Below are 18,541 nucleotides of genomic sequence, written 5' to 3'. Positions count from 1 at the left end.
CATGAGGACGCATGTTGCTCAAGCCCGTTGTGACCCATTCATCATTTCAAGGCGTCCTCGCGGACGCCTTTTTTCTTTGCCCGACGGAGCGCGTCTATTCGGCGAGCACCCGCGTCGAGGGAAATGCCACTTCCACCAGCGTGCCCTCGCCGGGCGTCGAATTGATGGAAAAGCGGGCGCGGTTGGCCTCGACCATCGCTTTGGTCAAGGGCAGGCCGAGCCCCGTGCCGTCATTGCGCCCGCGCTTCAGCGCGTTGATCTGCTTGAACGGCTTCAGCGCCTGCTCGATCTCGGCCTGGCTCATACCGATGCCGGTATCGCGCACGCGCATGACGACGTCGCCCGACGGCTCGTAGGCTGTCGAAAGGATGACCTGGCCGCCGGCCTGCGTATAGCGGATGGCGTTGGACAGGATGTTGAGCGCGATCTGGCGCACGCTGCGCAGGTCGGCCACCACTTCCGGCAATTTCGAGGCGAAGCTGGAGCGGATGATGACGCGCTCGCGGTTGGCCTGCGGCTGCATCATCGCCACCGTCTCGGCCAGCGTTTCGTTGAGCGACACCGCCTCATAGTCCATTTCCTGCTGCCCGGCCTCGATCTTGGAAATGTCCAGCAGGTCGTTGACGAGGTCGAGAACATGGTTGCCCGAGCGATTGATGTCGCGCAAATAATCGCGGTAGCGGTCGTTGGCGACCGGCCCGAATTTCTCGTCGACCATCAATTCGGAAAAGCCGATAATGGCGTTGAGCGGCGTACGGATCTCGTGGCTGATGCGGGCAAGAAAGTCCGTCTTCTGGGAAGATGCCCGCTCGGCCACAGCGCGCGCCTGCGTCAAATCTTCCTCGGCCCGCTTCCATTGGGTGATGTCGCGCACCACGGCGCAGAATCCGCTTTCGTTGGGCAGCCGGCCGATGGTCATGAACATCGGGATGAAGCGGCCCTGCGCTTCGCGCCCGATGACCTCGCGGCCATCGTTCAGCACGCTGGCGACGCCATTGTCGGAAAGCCCGTTCAGATAGTCGCGCGCCGCCCGCTGGCTCTCGATGGCGAACAGCGAGGCGAACGGCTTGCCCGCCACGTCGTCGCTGTCGAAGCCGAAAAGCGCCTCGGCCGGACGGCTGATGGAGCGGATCGTGCCGTCGCGGTCGATCAGGACGACGCCATCGGTCGCCGTATCGATGACGGTGCGCATTTCGGCGATGCGCGCCTTGAGGTCGGCCAGGTCCGGCTGCGTCTGCGCGGGTGCCTCGACAATCGGTGGCGCGGCAGGCTCTTGCGGCCCGTCGTCGCCGGAACGGCGCACCACCAGCATGAGCGCCTTGCCGTCTCCCCATGGCACCGAGCGCAATATGGCGTCGATCGGGAACTCCAGCCCGTCCTGCGTCTTGAGTTTTAGCGTACGGTCGGCGCTGTCGGGCGCATCCTGCTGGGCATAGGGGTCGGCAAACAGGGCGCCAAGCCCGCCGGCCTGCTCCAGATCGGCAAGCGTTTCATAGCCCGTCAGGTGCAGGAATTCATCGTTGGCATAGTGCAGGCTGTCGCCGGAATGGAACAGCAGCGGCACGGGAAGCTTGCCAAGGATCGACGTGTCGGGCGTGCCTGCGCCTGCCCGCCCGGTCGAGAAGGCCGAGGGCGAGTCTTCGGCTTTTAACTCCGGCTCGGACGCCAAATCATCGGTGCTTTCGTTGCCGTTTTCCGCATAGTCGAGCACCGAGCCGGAAGTCGTTTCGCGGGCCTTGCCGCCAACCTGACGATCGGGTTCATCCGGCGTTTCCGATGCCTCTGACCCAACTGGCAAGTCGGCCTCTGGCGGCGCGGCGTCAGATGCCTCCGGGACGGAAGCGACAGGCCCGGCGTCGGCGGGTTCGGCCTTCGCGGGTGGGCTTTCCGGTGCACGCGGCTGATCCTCACGGGAACCGGGCGTGCTGTCCTTCCTCAGGCGCTCGCCGATCTCGCGAAATGCGCTGCGCTCCAGCGAGGACAACCCCTTGTCGTTGGCCGGTTGGCGATGTTCCGCCAAGCGGATCACCTTGTCGGCAAAGCGGCGCTCCTGCTTGGGAACGATCGTCAGCGCCGGCACTTCCCCTTTGAAAGGATCGGCGGATTCCTTTGGAGCGGCGGGCTCGCTTCCTTCCATAGCCGGTTCTTTCGGCTCGGGCGTCGTCTTGACGAGCGCCAGCCCGACTGCCTCCGGATCGGCCACGGCATCGGCGACCCTGGCTACGCCGAAGCCCCGGAACCCTTCGAAAACCCGGTTGCGGTCATAGACCGGCAACGCCGCCAGATCGACGGGAACGGCGAGATCAGTGCCGGCGACGGGCCACAGCACCGAGCGGCCGGACCAGGTGTCGCGCCGCTCCAGAAGATCGGCAATCTCGCCCGCCGGGTCGAAACCGAAGACGGTGGCAACATCCTTGAAGCGCCGGCCGATGATGTCGGTCGCCGGCGCGCCGACCACCGCTACGAATTCCGGCGACACCATGCTGAACATCCCGTCCGCATCCGTGCGCCAGACGAAGCGTACGGGCGGGGCGTTGCGCTTGATAGCCGGTGCCGGCAGGTCTTGTTTTTCTTCCGCTTTCTCCGCGGCGGCTCGTTCTGCCTCCGCGATGGAATAGGGTGTGGGATGCGAAGGCTGCTGCGCGGCTTCCCCCTCGTTTTCCGTATTGAAATACCAGTGGTCGTGCAGCGACGTGGCGCTTTCGCGGGCCATTTGGCGCGTATCCGCCTCATGCTCCTGCGGTTCCTGCGAACCGGGCGCTACGAGCGCCTCCGCCTCCTGTTCAGCTTCCGGGTGGGAAGACGTGGCACCTTCCAGCCTTGCTTCGTCGATGACGACAAGCAAATGCCGCACGGGGTCCTCCGTCAGGCGGGCGAAACCCGCGGGATAGGCGCCGGCCTCGCCCGGAACCAGACGCTTGACGATACGGTCGCGGCCGCCGGCGACATCGGCCACCAGCGCGACCAGCGTCTGCTGCGCGATGCCAAGAGTCGCAAAGCCGGCCGACGATGCCTCGACCTTGCCTTCACCGTCGACAAACGCCAGGAAATGGCCGCCTTCGCTGAAGCCGGCGATGGCGCGGCGCGCGCTTTCTGCGGTGTCCGGGGGTTCCGCCTGCGCCGGGGGCGCGGCCAGCATGATCGCCTTTTCTCCATCCGGCATGGTGACGGCGCTTGCCAGCAACGGCACGGCATGGCTCGTCACCCCTGTCGCCAGCCTCACCAGAAGGGCGCGGTCGCTGCCAATCTCGGGGAAGCCGCCGGTCGCCATGACCTGCCGCCGCGCAATCAGCGGCAACCGCGCCGAAGCGCCGATGGTCGCCTCGATATCCGGATAACCGAGCAGTGCTGCACCCGGCCCGTTGGCCCAGATCACCTGCTCGAGGTCGACTGACAGAATGACGACCGCATCGCCCGAGGCAAAGCGCTGCCGAACCGGGTCAAGCACGGCGACATCGAGAAACGAATAGCTGTCTGGCGGCATGGGCTCGAGAATACCCTCGCGATACGGGCGATTTTGCGGTTAACGCTTTGTTAATTAATAGAGGTCCGCAGCCGGAAGGTCCACAATCCATGCGTTGAGGCCATTGAATTTTGGCCGCGTGGTTAACGTCGCTCCGGCTCGTCGATGGTGCGTCGCAACAAAAATGTTGCAATGCACCATAAATGCCGCTATATAGGTTCCATACATGAACGAAGCGGTGTTTCCTGTCAAAAGCCGCTCCCCAGAAGGATGCCCGAGATGAACAAGCCCAAGACCGCCGAAACCATTGAATTCCCCACGTTCGATGCAAGCAAGGCTACCGACCAGATCCGCGCCTTCGCCGAGAAGGGCGTCGAGCAGTCGAAGGAAGCCTATGCGAAGATCAAGTCCGGCGCCGAAGAGACCCAGAAGGCTCTCGAGTCGACCTATGAGACGGCCAAGTCCGCTTCCGGCGACCTGTCGCTGAAGACCATCGCCGCGCTGCGCACCAATGCCGACGCAAGCTTCTCGCACCTCGAGGCCCTGATCGGCGCGCGTTCGCTGTCGGAAGTCATCGAATTGCAGACCGCTTTCGTACGCAAGCAGGTCGAGACGACCGTGCAGCAGACGAAGGACTTCCAGACCGTCGCAACCAAGGCTGTCGAAGACGCCTCCAAGCCGATCAAGGCTGCCGTCGAGAAGGCTTTCTCGGAACTCAAGGTCGCCTGATTTTCCTGCCTGAAGGGGTGTGCTGCAAAACGCCGCATTCCTTCGGGCACAATCGTCCCTATCTAGGGGTCAGAATACCCGGCGGGTGGTTTCCTCCTCCCTCCGCCTGTCGGGCGACGCGGCCAGCACCTCCTCCCGCTGGCTAAGTACTGGAAAAGGCCGGCACCTCCTCCCGCCGGCCTTTTTCTTTGTCTGCCGTTTGGGCCCGCCGTTTGGCAAGAGCGGTGCATGAAGGCGCTTTGCCTTCCCAAATGTCTTGAATTAAGATTCGAATGCCCGTAAGGACGCAGCGCCGAACAAGGGAGCATGATCGGCAAGGACGAAATTCCAGCACGATCATGTCCAGGTAATCGTGCCGTTGTAGCTCAGTTGGTTAGAGCGCCGGATTGTGGATCCGGAGGTCGGTGGTTCGAGCCCACCCAACGGTACCAGTCTTGTTGAAGGATTGGACTCTCTTGAATTCTGCATCTTTCCCGAACTACGCCCGCGCATCGAAATGGTGATCTTTTCGCCGCTCTGCGCGTTGACGTCAGCGAACTGCCAAAGCCAGCAACAGGTGCCAGCATGAGCGAACACGCGATCGAATTTTTGCAGGAATGGATCGGCGAGAAGGTTCATGCGCCATGCCAGCTAACCCGCATCGAAACGCAGGCCGAGACGCTCGCCAAGGAATGCACCGCAAAGGCCGCCGAGGCTGGCATTCCGCTTGAAGATATCCAGGAAGAGGTCGGCGACATTCAGGATCTCATCACCGCCAAGCTCGAAGAAGCAGCCGAGGCTGCGAAGCCTGAGCAGAACGCTGATGGCGACCGGAACTCTTCCGCGGCAAGGACCGCCGAAAACGAGAATACGCCTACCGGCAAGCGCTGACCTGCCGCCGAGCGCCACGCGGCGCATTTCGTAGCGCTGGGTAAAAAGCGCTCCAGCCCATCCCACCTATAACTTTACCTGGCTTAAAAAAGCGAGCCTTGGCCGCCACCCTCGCGCGGCTTGGCGGGCCGAGACGCCTGTCTTGGAGCCGGATTCGGCTTGTCTGAACCGCCCGTCGCAACCGCACTTGCGCCGCCATCGGCAAAACGCAGTTCGAGGGCATCGCCGGCCTTCACATTCGCCGCGCGCTTGACCAGTTCGCCGGACGCATCCAGCACCAGCGCGTAGCCACGATCGAGGATGGCCTGTTCGGAAAATTTCAGCGTCGCCAGCAGCCGATCCGCCTGTGTCAGCCGTGCCCGCAATCGGTCTAGCTTGGCAGACATCGCGTGCTCGCCGCGCCTGAAAAGCGCCGTGAGCGCCTCACCCTGCCGTTTTTGCCGTCTTTCGATCGGGGCTGGCGTCAGCCGCAGGGCTGCGTGGGAAAACCGGGTCCGTCGCTCGCGCACAACGGCGAAGAAAGCTGCGCCCGCCCGCGCGAGGTCGCGTTCCGTCAATGTCCGCGCCTCGTTTATGCGCCGAGACAGCGTAGCCGGCGAAAGCCGTACGCCACCAAGCCGCGCCCGCTTGCGCTCGACCCCGATGACAAGCGCCCTGTCGAGCCGGCTGACGGCGTCGTCGAAACGCCGGCGCGGCAGCGCCAGCAACTGGTCGGGTGAAGGCAGCGCCCGCGCGGCCGCGCGAACAGCCTGGCGCTTGCGGTCGACGCCACGCGAAACGCAACTGCGCAACCGCGCAGCCAGGCTGGCGAGCGTCGCCTCGAGTTCCGCCCGTACCGGCACCGCGATTTCGGCGGCACCCGTCGGGGTCGGCGCGCGAACGTCCGCAGCCAGATCGATCAGCGTCCAGTCCGTCTCATGGCCGACCGCCGAAATCACCGGGATGTTCGATGCGGCAACCGCGCGCGCCAGCGCTTCGTCGTTGAAACCCCACAAATCCTCGAGACTGCCGCCGCCGCGCGCCACGATCAGCAGATCGGGGATTGGAATGCCGCTCACTTGCGACAGCGCGTTGAAGCCTGTCACAGCGGCAGCCACTTCCGCGCCCGATGTCTCGCCCTGCACGCGCACCGGCCAGACGATGACATGCAGCGGAAACCTGTCCTTGATGCGGTGGATGATGTCGCGGATGACCGAACCGGTCGGCGAGGTGACGACGCCGATGACGCGCGGCATGTATGGCAAAAGCTGTTTTCTGGCCGGGTCGAACAGGCCTTCGGCCTGCAGGCGCCGCTTGCGATCCTCCAGCAGGGCCATCAGCGCGCCGGCGCCGGCCGGCTCCAGATTGTCGATAACGATCTGGTATTTCGACGAACCCGGATAGGTGGTGAGCTTGCCGGTGGCGATCACCTCCATGCCCTCTTCGGGCCGGAACTTCAGCCGCCCCATCACGCCCTTCCAGACCACAGCCTCCAGCCGGGCGCGGTCGTCCTTCAAGGCGAAATAGGCATGGCCGGAGGAATGGGGGCCGCGGTAGCCCGAAATTTCGCCCCGCACGCGCACATTGCCGAATGTGTCCTCGACGGTACGCTTCAGCGCGCCGGAAATTTCGCTCACCGTGTATTCGGCAGCGTTGGTGCGTGATTCGGATGCCAATTCGCTCATGGCCGGATTGAGCTTCTATCGGCGCGGTGCGTCAAGGCCGCCGCTGCTACCATCCCGGCATGAGTTGGGCGGACCGGGGCTTCTTCATTTTCGAAAATGCCAGCGCGGAAAGATCGAAACTTCCCGCTTCGTCGCCGAGCGGCACGGATATGTTGTCCAGGCTCTCCGAAATATGACGCGCAAGCGCCTCGACGATGTCCGGGCGCGAACTCTGTCCCCGCATGATCGCGATGTGGCAATCGGGCAATGCGCCAAAACCGTCGGCCTCGCCCAGGACGCGCATGCCGGGGCGCAGCGCGCATTCAGGCAACACCGATATCGCCAGGCCGGAAAGCACGGCGGCAGCGATGACGGTGGCCGAGAAACTGGTGAAGAGGACGCGGTATTCCCGGTCCATATTGTCGAGCACATCGCAGGCAGCGCGCCGCCAGATGCAGTTCGGACGCCCGAACGCCATGGGCAGCACCGTTTGCTCGTGCGTTGCATGGTTGGCCGAACTTACCCACAGAAGCGGTTCGCGCCGCACCACCTCGGATTGCGCCCGCGTTACGTTATGCGTCACCAGCGCGATGTCGAGATTGCCGCGCTTGAGGTGCTCGACCAGACCCGGCGTCGGTTCGCATATCACGGTCATTTCGACACGCGGGTTGGAGCGGCCAAAACGCGCCATGATCTCCGGCAGGAACCGGTCGGCGTAGTCATCCGGCGTGCCGATGCGGATCGTGCCTTCCAGGCGCTGATCGTCGAAGGCGGCAAGGGTTTCGCGGTTGAGAAAAAGTAGCCGCCGCGCATAGGACAGTAGCTTGTCGCCTTCCTCCGTCAGCTTGTTGGTGCGGCCATCCTTTTCGAACAGCGGCTTGCCAATGCGCTCCTCCAGCCGGCGCATCTGCATGGACACCGCGGATTGGGTCCGGTTCACTTCGTCTGCGGCGCGGGTAAAGCTGCCGGTGTCGGAGATAGCGATGAAGGTCTGCAACTGGTCAAGATCGAGCGGCGCTTTCATGAGTCCAATCCATCATTGATATTGATCGTAAAGATTAGAAACATTCGTTGGATTAATCAATCCACCGATGGCAAAACACCATCGTCCACGAAAAGGCCCGCATCGAGCCTTGGCGGTCGCCATCCTCCCGGTGACCGAGGGGTTTTGCGCGCCTTTGCAGATGAAGGAACATGGCCATGAGCACTTGTGATTTCGCGTCCGACAACACGCATGCCGCCCGGCGTCCGACTGTCGCGCTGCGTGTGTTCGAGCGCATCGCAACTTTCTTTCGCGTGTGGAAAAACCGGCGCGCTTTTGATCGGCTGAGCGAAATGACGGACACCGAGCTTGCCGATATAGGCCTGACGCGCAGCGACCTCCACGCCGCCATCGACGCTCCTTTCGGGAGCGATCCGACGGCCCGCCTGCGCGGCCTGACGGCGCGCTAATTCGGACTCACGCCGGCGACGGCTCTTTTTCGACAGCGGCTTTTCGCGACGTCGGCTTGCGTCTTGCCATATGCCGGACGGTGTTCTTCAGCCGTACCGGCGCGGCTTTCGTCAAGCCGGCAATCGCCGCTTCCGAAGCACTGGACGCGATGAAATCGGCGCCTATGCTTTCCGCCTTGGCCTCGCCGAAACCGCATTCGGCTGGAGCGAGAACGCCAACGCGCAGGCCCGGTTGCAGCTTCTTCAGCCTGCGAACCACGATGCGGGCCTGGGTTGCCGATGTCCCGTTGAGAAACGTCACGATGACGGTGTCGACCTTGTCCAGCACAAGCTTGCGGGCCGCCAGAGGCTGAAGGCCCTCATGGGTAATCGACGTAGCGGCGGCACCTTGCACCTCAAATATCTGGGCCAGCATTGCGGCGGCGGCATCGTCGATCTCGCCGCGTCCGCCGGCGCAAAGCACCGTCATGCCTTCGCCGTCGGGCAGCAGGTCGACCGCCGTGTCGTCGTCGTCCTCTCCCGCTGCGTCGGAAGGCTTTGCATTTTCCTCGCTCCCATCTTCTTCATTTTCTTCTTCGTCGGCGATGTCTTCGAGGTTCGTGACGAGCGTCTGGGCGGTCATTGCCAGGCGCTTGCGTTGCTCGTCGCGCAAGGCACCGCGCTGCCGGTCCTGCTCGGCAAGCAGCAGGGCTGGAATACCGATCGTGTCGTAGTAGTCGACGAGGTATTTCTTCTCCAAGAACTCCTCGGCATTGTCCGTGGCCTCGTCGACATTGCCCGACAGCAAGCGCTGGTACAGCCTCGTATGCGGGTCGAGCACCGGCTCGTTTCCGAAAAGCACTTCAAGGAATTCGAACTGCGGCACATAGCGGCCAAGCACGACCATGCACACGGTCAGCGGCGTGGACAAAACCAGCCCGAGCGGCCCCCACAGCCACGTCCAGAAGATCGCCGCCACGATGATCGCCAAGGGTGACAGGCCGGTTCTCGAGCCATAAAGCAGCGGCTCCAGAATGTTTCCACTGACCAGTTCCATGAAGAGGAACAGCGCTCCGGTCCACAGGACGAGCGACCATCCGGGTGCCACCGCAAGTGCCAGGAACAGCGGCATCAACATGCCTATAGCCGGCCCGATATAAGGCACGAAGCGAAGAACCAGCGTCAGCAGCCCCCACAGCAGAGCGTTGGGGATACCGAGCAGCCAAAGGCCGGCAGCAATGGGCACGGCATAGAGCGTGTTGACCACCAACTGCATGAGAAGATAGTGCCCTACCCGCTTTCCGGCTTCCTGCAAGGCCTCCGTAGTCCGATGAACGTCGCCATAGCCGACAAGCCGGATGAAGCGGTCGCGAAGGTCCTCGCGCTCAAGCAACATGAAGATGACGACCACGACGACGAGACCGGCCGTGGCGAACGGACTGACTAGCGGCACGATGACGTTCTTCAACGTCTCGATCGTGCTTTCCTGCGACACGATTTCGACCGGCAGCGGTTCTGCCTTGGGGGCAATATGGGCAGGTTGTGCAGGCTGCGCGCTCGTTTGCAATTCGGCGCCGACACGCTGGACCGCGCCGCTCAGCCGATCGATAATGCCGCCATCGGCGCCCATTTCCTTAAGCGAATGCACCTTGGCGACGATGTTCGACTGATAGGTCGGGATGTTCTGCGCGAGATTGGTCACCTGCGTGGCAACCAATGTAGCCAAAAGGGCAATGGCGGCGAACGCGATAAACACGGTCAGGACGACGGCAATGGGCTTGGGCAGCGATCTCTTGCGCAAGAACGAAACGATCGGCGCCAGAGCGAACGTAAGAAGCAGCGCCACCGCCAGCGGAAGAAAGACGTCCCGGCCGAGGTAAAGAATGGCGGTGACCCCGACCAGCGTTACCGCGCCCGGCAAGGCCATTCTCGGGGCGGCGATACCGTCAGCGGTCACCGAAGAGCCGTAGCCGGACTTCGAGGCGGTATCGCGATCAGCACTCATTCCGGTATCCCCATCCCGCCATCGGTATCGACGTGCCTGCTGCCCTCAACAAACATGACACCCCAAAGGTTCCAAGATGTCAGTTCACAGGCTCAGCCTGTCGCGCAAGCCGTACCACCATGCGCCGAGCGCGGTGAGCGGGACCCGGAACGTCTTGCCGCCCGGGAAAGGAAGGCTGGGCAGCGATGCCCAGACGTCGAACCGCTCCGCGTGGCCAGCCACCGCTTCTCCCAGCAGCTTTCCGAGCAAATGGGTGGTCGTCACGCCATGCCCGCTGTCGCCATGCGAGAAATAGACGTGGTCCGAGAGCCTCCCGACATGCGGGATACGTGTCAGCGTCAGGGCGAAATTGCCGCTCCAGGCATAGTCGATCCGCGCGCTTGCAAGTTCGGGAAACGTCTTGGCCATGTTCGGCCGTATGATTGCGGTGAGATTCGCCGGGTCCTGCCCGCCATAACCGATGCCGCCGCCATAGAGCAGCCGATTGTCGCTGGTGCGCCGATAGTAATCGAGAACGTAATTTGCATCCTCTACGCAATAGTCGGCCGGAAGCAATTCGCGCAGCAACGCCGGATCAAGCGGTTCGGTCGCCATCACCTGGCTCGAAACCGGCATCATGCGGTCGGTCACGGATGGAACAAGGCCACCGAGATAGGCATTGCCGCAAATCAGCAGATAGGAGGAGGTAACGCTTCCCTTGTCGGTATGGACCGTGGGCTTGCCGCCGGTTTCCACACGGATAGCACGGGAATTCTCGAAGATGCGCGCGCCCAGGCTTTCGGCCGCCCTGGCCTCGCCGAGCACGAGGTTCAAAGGATGGATATGGCCGCCGCGCCTGTCGATCATGCCGCCGGCATAGCGGCTTGAGCGGACATAGCGGCCGACGTCCTTGCGCGCCACCATTTCCATTCCGTCAAGGCCATGCGCCTCATAGCCGTGCTTGACCGTTTCGAGATAGCGCAACTGCTTGGGCGTGAAGGCAGCGAAGAAGCCGCCATGGCGAAGGTCGCAGTCGATGCCGTATTTTGAGATGCGCGCGCGAATGATGTCGCCGCCGTCGCGTGACATTGCCGCCAGTGCGTTCGCCTTGTCGCGGCCATAGCGGCCCTCGATCGTATCCAGGTCGCGGCTATAACCGTTGACGATCTGGCCGCCATTGCGGCCGGACGCGCCGAAGCCGATGCGCTCGGCCTCGACCACCACGACGCTGTAGCCGCGCTCGGACAGCTCAAGGGCGGCCGATATGCCGGTGAAGCCCGCGCCGACGATGCAGATGTCGGCGCTCAACGCCTCGGTCAGGGTTTCACGCACGCGACGGTCGTTGGCAGACGCCGCGTACCAGGAGTCGGCGTGCCCCGGATTGGGGACGGGCGAAATACGGGCGGCCATTTCAAGCGGTCCTGATATAGGCGTCGTATTCGACGTCCGTGACGCGCATCGAGAATTCATCCAGTTCCTGGCGCTTGCAGGCAGAGTAAAGCGAACGGAATTCCGGACCGACCGCACCATAGGCGAAGCCGGAAGTGGCGAAGCGCTGGACGGCGCTGTCCCAACTCGTCAGCAGCGGCTCGTTGTCGATGGCATGTTCGTCGCCGCTGATCGGCCCGCCCGGATCCAGTCTTTCCTTCATGCCCATATAGGCAGCCTGCAAGATCATGGCGAGCACGAGATAGGGATTGCTGTCGGCGCCGGCGACGCGGTGCTCGATGCGGGTGGCCGGCCTGCTCGCCGTGATGACACGCACCGCCGCGGAACGGTTGTCGAAGCCCCACGAAGCAAAGGTCGGCGCGTGCTCGCTGGGCTTGAGCCGGCGGTAGGAATTGGCATGGGGCGCAAAGATCGCGGTGCTTTCGCCCATGTAGCGCAGCAGTCCGCCGACCGACTGCATGAGCAGGTCGGACGGCCCATTTTCATCGACGAAGACGTTGTTGCCGTTCTCGTCCAGCATGGAAAAATGCACATGCATGCCGTTGCCGGCCTGCATGCCATAGGGCTTGGCCATGAAGGTGGCGTCCAGATCGTGCTTGCGCGCCACGCCCTTGACGATCCGCTTCAACTGCACGGCGTAGTCGGCGGCGCGCAGCGCATCCGGCACGTGGTTGAGGTTGATTTCGTACTGGCCCGGCCCGTTCTCCCGCAGCGTGGTGTCGGCGGGCACGCCCTGCTCGCGGCAGGTCGAATCGATCTCGTGAAAGACGTCCTCGAAATCCTGCAATTCGGCAATCGACAGAACCTGCGTCTGGCCGGTGTGCCAACGGCCCTCTCGCGTATGCGGTGGACGAACCGGGTCGAGCGCGGAGCGAACAGGGTCGATCAGGTAGAATTCAAGCTCGGTGGCGACCACCGGCGTCAACCGCATCTGATGGAAACGGTCGAGGACTTTCGCCAGCACCTGGCGCGGATCGGCATAGAAATGGCCCCGGTCCGGGCCGTTCATGCTCAACATCACCTGCGCCGTCGGCCGCTTCAGCCAGCTTATGCGGGCCAGCGTTCCCGGAACAGGAACACACAGGCCGTCGGGGTCGCCGGTTCCTTCGGCAAGGCCGGCCGCATTGACGTCGCGTCCCCAGACGTCGAGTGCATAGACTGAACGCGGCATCGCCATGCCGTTGGTCAACACCTCCACCGAACGCTCGCGCGGAATCCATTTGCCGCGCGGCACGCCGTTGACGTCGATAACGAAGGCTTCCAGCACTTCGATATCAGGGTTTTTGTCTAGGAAATCGCGGGCTTCTTGCTCATCAATCATGGTCCACCGTGGTTGCGAAAAATAGTTCCGCTATCTGGCCTGTATTGCCGCACTTGGAAATTTTATGATCACAATCTAAGGTAATATGATCATATATGTAAAGGCTTGCGCGGTGCGCTTTGCTAAAGAGCGCCAAATTTGAGGTTAAGGCCAGTGCCAGAACCAAAAGCGACCTCGATCGCCCGCGAAGAAAAGCTCGCCGCCGAGCCCATGAAGCAGTGGGTTTACCGGTGTCTGCGCAAGTCGGTGATGACCGGGCGCTTTCCCCCCGGCCTTCCAATCACCATTGCCGGCATCGCCGAAGGGTTGGAGGTCAGCGCCACCCCGGTGCGCGAGGCCCTGCACCAATTGATCGCCGATGGCGCGCTGGAATATCTCGACAACCGGCGCGTGCGCGTGCCCGACATCGGGCCGGAGCGTTTCGACGAAATCATCGCGACGCGCATCGCGCTTGAAACGCTGGCCGCCGAACGTGCGCTTCCGCATATCGACTATCTGCGGCTCGACCGACTGCAGCACCTGGACGGGCTGATCGACGCCGCCTATGCGGCCGGCGACATCGAACTCGGCATCGAGCGCAACTTCGCCTTTCACCGATGCCTGTACGAGGTCCGTTCATCGGTCCTGCTCGTGCTGATCGAATCGGTGTGGCTGCGGCTTGGACCCTTCATGCGCGAAGCGACCGAAAACCTCGATGAAAGCTATCGGGTGGACCGGCACTTTGAGGCGCTGGAGGCGATCCGCGCCAAGGACGCGCAGGCGTTGAAGGACGCCATCTGCGCCGACATCCAGGAAGGTGCCGGCCATCTTGGCCGCAAGCGCTTCCTGGAAGTCGAGTGGCGTCAACGCGGGCAGCGCTAAAGGTCGCGAACCGCGTCGAAGGCAGGATTCCTGTCGACAAACGCGCCTTGGGCATTTAGGGCCACCAACGACATTGGACTCGAGCAGCGAGAGACAAAGATGACCGGCAAGACCCTGATCGCGCCGTCGGTTCTGGCATCCGACTTTTCGAAACTCGGCGACGAGGTCGAAGCGGTATCGCTGGCCGGCGCGGACTGGATCCATCTCGACGTGATGGACGGGCATTTCGTGCCCAACATCACCTTCGGGCCGGCCGTCATCAAATCGATCCGCGCCCGCACCAAGGCGTTTTTCGACTGCCATCTGATGATCGCTCCCGCGGACCCCTATCTGGCGGCCTTCGCCGATGCCGGTTGCGACGGCATCACTGTCCATGCCGAGGCCGGGCCGCATCTCGACCGTTCGTTGCAGACGATCCGCAATTTGGGCAAGAAGGCGGGCGTGGCGATCAATCCGGCGACGCCGGAAAGCGCGATCGAATATGTGCTGGATCGGCTCGACCTCATCCTGATCATGACCGTCAATCCGGGCTTCGGCGGCCAGGCCTTCATCCCGGCCCTCGTCGAAAAGGTGGCTCGCGTGAAGGCGATGATCGGCGACAGGCCGATCCATATCGAGATCGACGGCGGCGTCTCGCCGGAGACCGCGCCGCTGGTTACGGCAGCAGGCGCGAACGTCCTCGTGGCGGGTGCTGCGATTTTCAAGGGCGACAGCGTCGAAGCCTACAGAAGCAACATCGCGGCCATTCGCTCCGCAGCCGACGCGCGGTAAGCCATCAGCTTTCGGCGGCAAACACCTGCTTGCCGTCAATCCACACGGCATTGACGTCAAGTTCGTCGGACAGCGCGACGATATTTGCCGCGGCCCCCTTGGTGAACCGTCCGAGCCGGTGCGACTGGCCGACCGCCTCGGCGGGATAGGCCGATGCCATGCGCAGCGCTTCTGCAAGGTCGAGACCGATAACCCGGTGCATGAAACGAACGGCCGAGATCATGTCGAGGTCGGCACCGGCCAGCGTGCCGTCGGCCAGCGTCAGCTTGCCATCCTTGCGGTAGATGGTGCGCCCGTTCAGCGTGAACGACGCCATGTCGGTGCCGATTGTCGCCATCGCGTCGGTGACGAGGAAAATGTGCGCCGGCCCCCGCTTGGCCCGCAGGGCGATGCCGATGGTGGCCGCGTCGACATGGAAGCCGTCTGCGATCACCCCGGCAAACAGCCTGCCATTGTCGATGGCCGCTCCCGCCAGCCCCGGCTCGCGGTTGCCGATCTGGCTCATCGCATTGAACAGATGCGTCACCATCGAGGCGCCGGCTGCCGCAAAAGCGCCGGCCGTCGCATAGCCGACATCGGAATGGCCAAAGCTGACAATAATGCCGGCCTGCGCCAATGCCGCGACACGCTGCGTATCGGCCGATTCCGGCGCGATGGTGGTCAAAAGCACCGGCATTTGCGCGCGCCCGGCGATCAGCGCCGCCTGGTCGGCATCCGTCATCGGCCGGATCAGCCTTGGGTCGTGCGCGCCCTTGCGTGCCAGCGACAGATGCGGCCCTTCTATGTGCAAGCCTAGGAAACCCGGCACCTTCTTTTGCGCGGCTTCAGCGCCTGCCGAAAGGGCGGCGGCCGTGATTTCAGGCGTGTCGGTAATCAGCGTCGGCAAAAGTGCCGTGGTGCCAAACGGCGCATGCGCCCGACAAATGCGCTCGATGGAGGCAATGTCGGGGTGGTCGTTCAGCATGACGCCGCCGCCGCCATTGACCTGAAGGTCGACAAAACCGGGGGCGAGCATGCCGCTCGTCTCGACCGTTTCCAGGTCGGCGGGCACGGCATCTACTGCCACGATGCCCTCGATCTCGCCGCCGCGAACGATCAGCGCCGCATCGTCATGCCAGGCATCGCCGTCGAAGACGCGCGCGCCGATCAGGGCAACACGATTACTCATAGGGTTTCCGTCACCTTGTTGAGGTTACGCGGCGCATCCGGGTCGAGGCCCCGATGACGGGCGAAGGCCTCGACGAACGCATAGAACGAAACGATCAGCGCCAGCGGATCGGTAAGGGGATGGCCGGTCGCCACGAATGGCAGTTTGTGCGCATTTCCGGCGGCATCGCTGGTCACGAAGACCGATGCGCCCTTGGCGACCAGCCGATCGCCGGCGTCGACGATGGAGGCCTCCGCTGCATCGCGCGCGGCCAGCGCCAGCACCGGGAAACCCGGCCCGACCAGCGCCAGCGGCCCGTGCATGACTTCGGCCGCGCTATAGGCCTCGGCGTGAACGCCGCAGACCTCCTTGAACTTCAGCGCGCCTTCGCTGGCGATGGCGAAGGACGGGCCGCGCCCCAGCACGAACAACGACTGGCCCTGCACTAGCGAACTGGCGAACGGCATCCAGTCACAATCGATGGCTTTGCGGCAATGCTCCGGCAGGCGCGCCAGCGCTTCCAAAAGCGCGGTGTCGTTGGTACAATGCGCCATCAGGGCGAGGCCCGCGACAGCCGAATTGACGAAGGTTTTCGTCGCCGCGACGCTGCGCTCCGGCCCGGCCAGTATGTCGATAGAGTAGTCGGATGCGCGGGCGAGCGGCGAGTCTGCCGTGTTGGTCAGCGCGACCGTCAGCGCGCCGCCGGCCCTGGCGGTTTGCGTCAGCGCAACGATATCCGGGCTCTTGCCCGACTGCGAGATGGCAAGGCAGGCCGCTCCGGCGAGCTTCAGTTTGGTGCCGTAGATGGAGGCGATGGATGGCCCCACCGACGCAACGGCAAGCCCGGCGGTCAGTTCGACCGCATATTTCATGAAGGTCGCCGCATGGTCGGAAGAACCGCGCGCCACCGTCACCACGAAATGCGGGTTGCGCTGGCTTATGCCGCGTCCGGCTTCGCTCAGCGCCGACCCCGAGCGGTCGAGAAGCCGGGCCACCGCCTCGGGTATTTCCTCGATCTCGCGTCGCATATGCGTGATTGTCGCCGTCATTGTCCGTCTCCGATGTCGCTTGGCCCGGTCAGTCTCAGTTCGGCAACGAAATCATAGGCGTCGCCGCGATAGATCGAGCGGGTGAATTCGATGACCTTGCCGCTGGCGAGGTACGAGATTCGCTCTATGTGCAGGCCGGCCGAGCCGGGCGCCACTTCCAGCAGGCACGCGTCCGCTTCGGCAAGGTTCGCCGCGGATATGCGCTGAACCGCCCTGACCGGCCGGCTCCCGGTTGCCTGAAGTGCCGTATAGAGCGATGAATCGACGGCGGCCGGATCGGGCAGAACGCTGGCCGACAGGGCGGCGCGCTCAATGGCCAGCGGCGTTTCATTGGCGATGCGCAGGCGCGCCACACGCGCCACACGCTCGCTGGACGACAGGCCGAGCACCATCATCTCCTCGGGCGATGGGGTGTAAAGCCCCCGGTCAAGCCATTGCGAGCGTACATTCATGCCGCGCCGCGCCATGTCCTCGGTAAAAGACGTCAGCCGCGACAGCGATTGCTCGACCCGCTCCATGCGCGGCGCGACGAACGTGCCGGAGCCATGGCGCTGCACCAATATGCCGCCCTTGACCAGATCCTGCACCGCCTTGCGCACGGTAACGCGCGAAATGTCAGCCTTGACGGCAATGTCGCGCTCGGAAGGCAGCGCATCGCCGGGGCCGATAATGCCACGGTTGACGGCGTCCTCGATGTTTTTCTTCAACTGCAGGTAAAGCGGTGCGCCGCGCCGGGTGGATTGCCGGAGCGAAGCGAATATCTGGTCGGTGGCCTCAACCATTGGTCGCCTCGCCTGCGAAAGCGCGAACCGCCATTTGCACAGCACCTGAAAGCGCATCGCCGAGCGGTTCGCGAAGCAGGCAACGATAGCGCGCCGACAGGCGCGGCGCATAAAGGGGTGCCAACCCGCCGAGCAGGCAGAGCGGCGCATCGGCGGCAAGGTCGAGCGCTGCCAGCGCTGCCTCGACGTCGGCGACAGCCCGGTCCACGATCCACGTGGCGACGGCATCGCCCTTGCCGGCGTGTTCGAACACCTTTGGCGCGAAGCCGCCGAAATCGCCGGGCTTGGCGTTGGTAGTAAATTCCACCACGTCTTCTGGATGGTTGCGGAACACGCCGAGGATCTCGTCCGTCAGCGGCGAACCCTGGCGGATGCCGTCATGGGCCAGCAACGTCTGTTCAAGCAGATCGCGACCGATGCGGCCGCCGCCACCCTGATCGCCTATCTGGAAGCCCCAGCCACCGATGGCGCGCATGCTGCCGCCCCGTCTTACCATATAGGCGGAGCCGGTCCCCAGGATCGCCATGGCGCCGTCATGCGGGCCGACCGCGCCTTCCAATGCGATCTCCGCATCGGTCTCGACGCGGCTCTGGCTGAACGGCAGGATCGCTTCCAGTTGCTGCCGGTAGGTGCCGACATTGGCGCCGGCGAGGCCCAGGACAGCGGGCGTCTTCGACACAAGAGCGGGGTCGTGGCCGGCGTCGATAAAGGCTAGTCGGGCGGATTCGGCGATGTTGGCGCGCGCGCCGGTCAGATCGGTACGGATATTGGCCGCTCCGCCCTTGGCACGACCGACCACGACGCCGTCCGCGGTTGCAAGGGCCGCCCTGCAGCTGGTGCCACCACCGTCGATGCCAAGCACGAAATTCAAAGCGATTTCTCCTCTCGTTTGATGATACCAATAAAGTACCAATATCCAAGGCTTAATTTCTGCTGCAAATAAAGTTAATACGTATTTTATTGATAACATTATGTATTTTTAGTTTTCGACATTTTCTGCACGTCAATTCGTTAATGCGTGTGGACAAGTGGTATTTTTTT

The 18,541-nt window shown here is 63.4% G+C and carries 15 protein-coding genes and 1 tRNA gene; 6 read left to right on the top strand and 10 right to left on the bottom strand.

All coding sequences use genetic code 11. From position 1 onward, the window contains the following. Window positions 1-94 precede the first annotated feature (94 nt). A complete protein-coding gene (locus ACX3P0_RS17545) occupies window positions 95-3,484 on the bottom strand; it encodes a histidine kinase dimerization/phospho-acceptor domain-containing protein (RefSeq protein ID WP_459090435.1) in 3,390 nt (1,129 codons plus the stop codon). Between the two features lie 258 nt (window positions 3,485-3,742). On the opposite strand from ACX3P0_RS17545, the gene ACX3P0_RS17540 reads away from it, so the two are divergent. The 3 genes from ACX3P0_RS17540 to ACX3P0_RS17530 all read left to right on the top strand — a co-directional run bounded on the left by ACX3P0_RS17540 (window position 3,743) and on the right by ACX3P0_RS17530 (window position 5,062). Beyond that, window positions 3,743-4,192 carry a phasin gene (locus tag ACX3P0_RS17540; RefSeq protein ID WP_459080313.1) on the top strand — a complete coding sequence of 150 codons (450 nt, stop codon included), beginning with the start codon at window positions 3,743-3,745 and terminating at the stop codon, window positions 4,190-4,192. A gap of 354 nt (window positions 4,193-4,546) precedes the next feature. Next, window positions 4,547-4,623 (top strand) — tRNA-His (locus ACX3P0_RS17535). 133 nt (window positions 4,624-4,756) lie between these two features. Continuing rightward, a complete protein-coding gene (locus ACX3P0_RS17530; protein WP_459080314.1) occupies window positions 4,757-5,062 on the top strand; it encodes a DUF768 domain-containing protein in 306 nt (101 codons plus the stop codon). Between the two features lie 83 nt (window positions 5,063-5,145). Here the strand turns inward: ACX3P0_RS17530 and xseA are convergent, their stop codons facing one another. Both xseA and ACX3P0_RS17520 read right to left on the bottom strand, forming a co-directional pair. Continuing rightward, window positions 5,146-6,726 (bottom strand): exodeoxyribonuclease VII large subunit, encoded by a 1,581-nt coding sequence (gene xseA / locus ACX3P0_RS17525; RefSeq protein WP_459090433.1) that lies wholly within the window; start codon window positions 6,724-6,726, stop codon window positions 5,146-5,148. 46 nt (window positions 6,727-6,772) lie between these two features. Further along, on the bottom strand, window positions 6,773-7,729 hold the full coding sequence (locus tag ACX3P0_RS17520; protein WP_459090431.1) for a LysR substrate-binding domain-containing protein: 957 nt from the start codon (window positions 7,727-7,729) through the stop codon (window positions 6,773-6,775). A gap of 176 nt (window positions 7,730-7,905) precedes the next feature. On the opposite strand from ACX3P0_RS17520, the gene ACX3P0_RS17515 reads away from it, so the two are divergent. Then, window positions 7,906-8,157 carry a DUF1127 domain-containing protein gene (locus ACX3P0_RS17515; protein ID WP_459090429.1) on the top strand — a complete coding sequence of 84 codons (252 nt, stop codon included), beginning with the start codon at window positions 7,906-7,908 and terminating at the stop codon, window positions 8,155-8,157. Window positions 8,158-8,164: 7 nt separating this feature from the next. Here ACX3P0_RS17515 and ACX3P0_RS17510 read toward each other — a convergent pair whose 3' ends face one another. The 3 genes from ACX3P0_RS17510 to ACX3P0_RS17500 form a co-directional block, all read right to left on the bottom strand. After that, window positions 8,165-10,141 (bottom strand): AI-2E family transporter, encoded by a 1,977-nt coding sequence (locus ACX3P0_RS17510; protein WP_459090427.1) that lies wholly within the window; start codon window positions 10,139-10,141, stop codon window positions 8,165-8,167. Between the two features lie 84 nt (window positions 10,142-10,225). Beyond that, entirely contained in the window at window positions 10,226-11,530 is a 1,305-nt protein-coding gene (locus ACX3P0_RS17505; RefSeq protein ID WP_459090425.1) for an NAD(P)/FAD-dependent oxidoreductase, read from the bottom strand. A 1-nt stretch (window position 11,531) separates the two neighbouring features. Then, window positions 11,532-12,890 (bottom strand): glutamine synthetase family protein, encoded by a 1,359-nt coding sequence (locus tag ACX3P0_RS17500; RefSeq protein ID WP_459080319.1) that lies wholly within the window; start codon window positions 12,888-12,890, stop codon window positions 11,532-11,534. Between the two features lie 153 nt (window positions 12,891-13,043). Between ACX3P0_RS17500 and ACX3P0_RS17495 the strand changes: the two genes are divergently transcribed. Further along, window positions 13,044-13,751, top strand: coding sequence for a GntR family transcriptional regulator (locus ACX3P0_RS17495; protein ID WP_459080320.1), 708 nt, complete (start codon window positions 13,044-13,046; stop codon window positions 13,749-13,751). Between the two features lie 99 nt (window positions 13,752-13,850). Then, window positions 13,851-14,522, top strand: coding sequence for a ribulose-phosphate 3-epimerase (gene rpe, locus ACX3P0_RS17490; protein WP_459080321.1), 672 nt, complete (start codon window positions 13,851-13,853; stop codon window positions 14,520-14,522). Window positions 14,523-14,526: 4 nt separating this feature from the next. Here rpe and nagA read toward each other — a convergent pair whose 3' ends face one another. The 4 genes from nagA to ACX3P0_RS17470 are packed head-to-tail and all read right to left on the bottom strand — an operon-like array spanning window position 14,527 to window position 18,371. Continuing rightward, the gene (nagA, locus tag ACX3P0_RS17485) at window positions 14,527-15,690 is read right to left on the bottom strand and encodes an N-acetylglucosamine-6-phosphate deacetylase (protein WP_459090423.1); all 1,164 of its coding nucleotides are present in this window, start codon (window positions 15,688-15,690) and stop codon (window positions 14,527-14,529) included. Then, window positions 15,687-16,718, bottom strand: coding sequence for an SIS domain-containing protein (locus tag ACX3P0_RS17480; protein WP_459080323.1), 1,032 nt, complete (start codon window positions 16,716-16,718; stop codon window positions 15,687-15,689). The genes nagA and ACX3P0_RS17480 overlap by 4 nt, the downstream gene beginning before the upstream one ends. Next, the gene (locus ACX3P0_RS17475; protein ID WP_459080324.1) at window positions 16,715-17,500 is read right to left on the bottom strand and encodes a GntR family transcriptional regulator; all 786 of its coding nucleotides are present in this window, start codon (window positions 17,498-17,500) and stop codon (window positions 16,715-16,717) included. The genes ACX3P0_RS17480 and ACX3P0_RS17475 overlap by 4 nt, the downstream gene beginning before the upstream one ends. Next, complete coding sequence (locus ACX3P0_RS17470; RefSeq protein WP_459080325.1) at window positions 17,493-18,371, bottom strand: glucosamine kinase nucleotide-binding domain-containing protein; 879 nt, start codon at window positions 18,369-18,371, stop codon at window positions 17,493-17,495. The genes ACX3P0_RS17475 and ACX3P0_RS17470 overlap by 8 nt, the downstream gene beginning before the upstream one ends. Window positions 18,372-18,541 lie beyond the last annotated feature (170 nt).

Source organism: Mesorhizobium sp. A556 (genome assembly GCF_054489545.1).
Note: the sequence above shows the minus strand (reverse complement) of the source record. Positions and strands in the feature narration are given on the sequence as shown.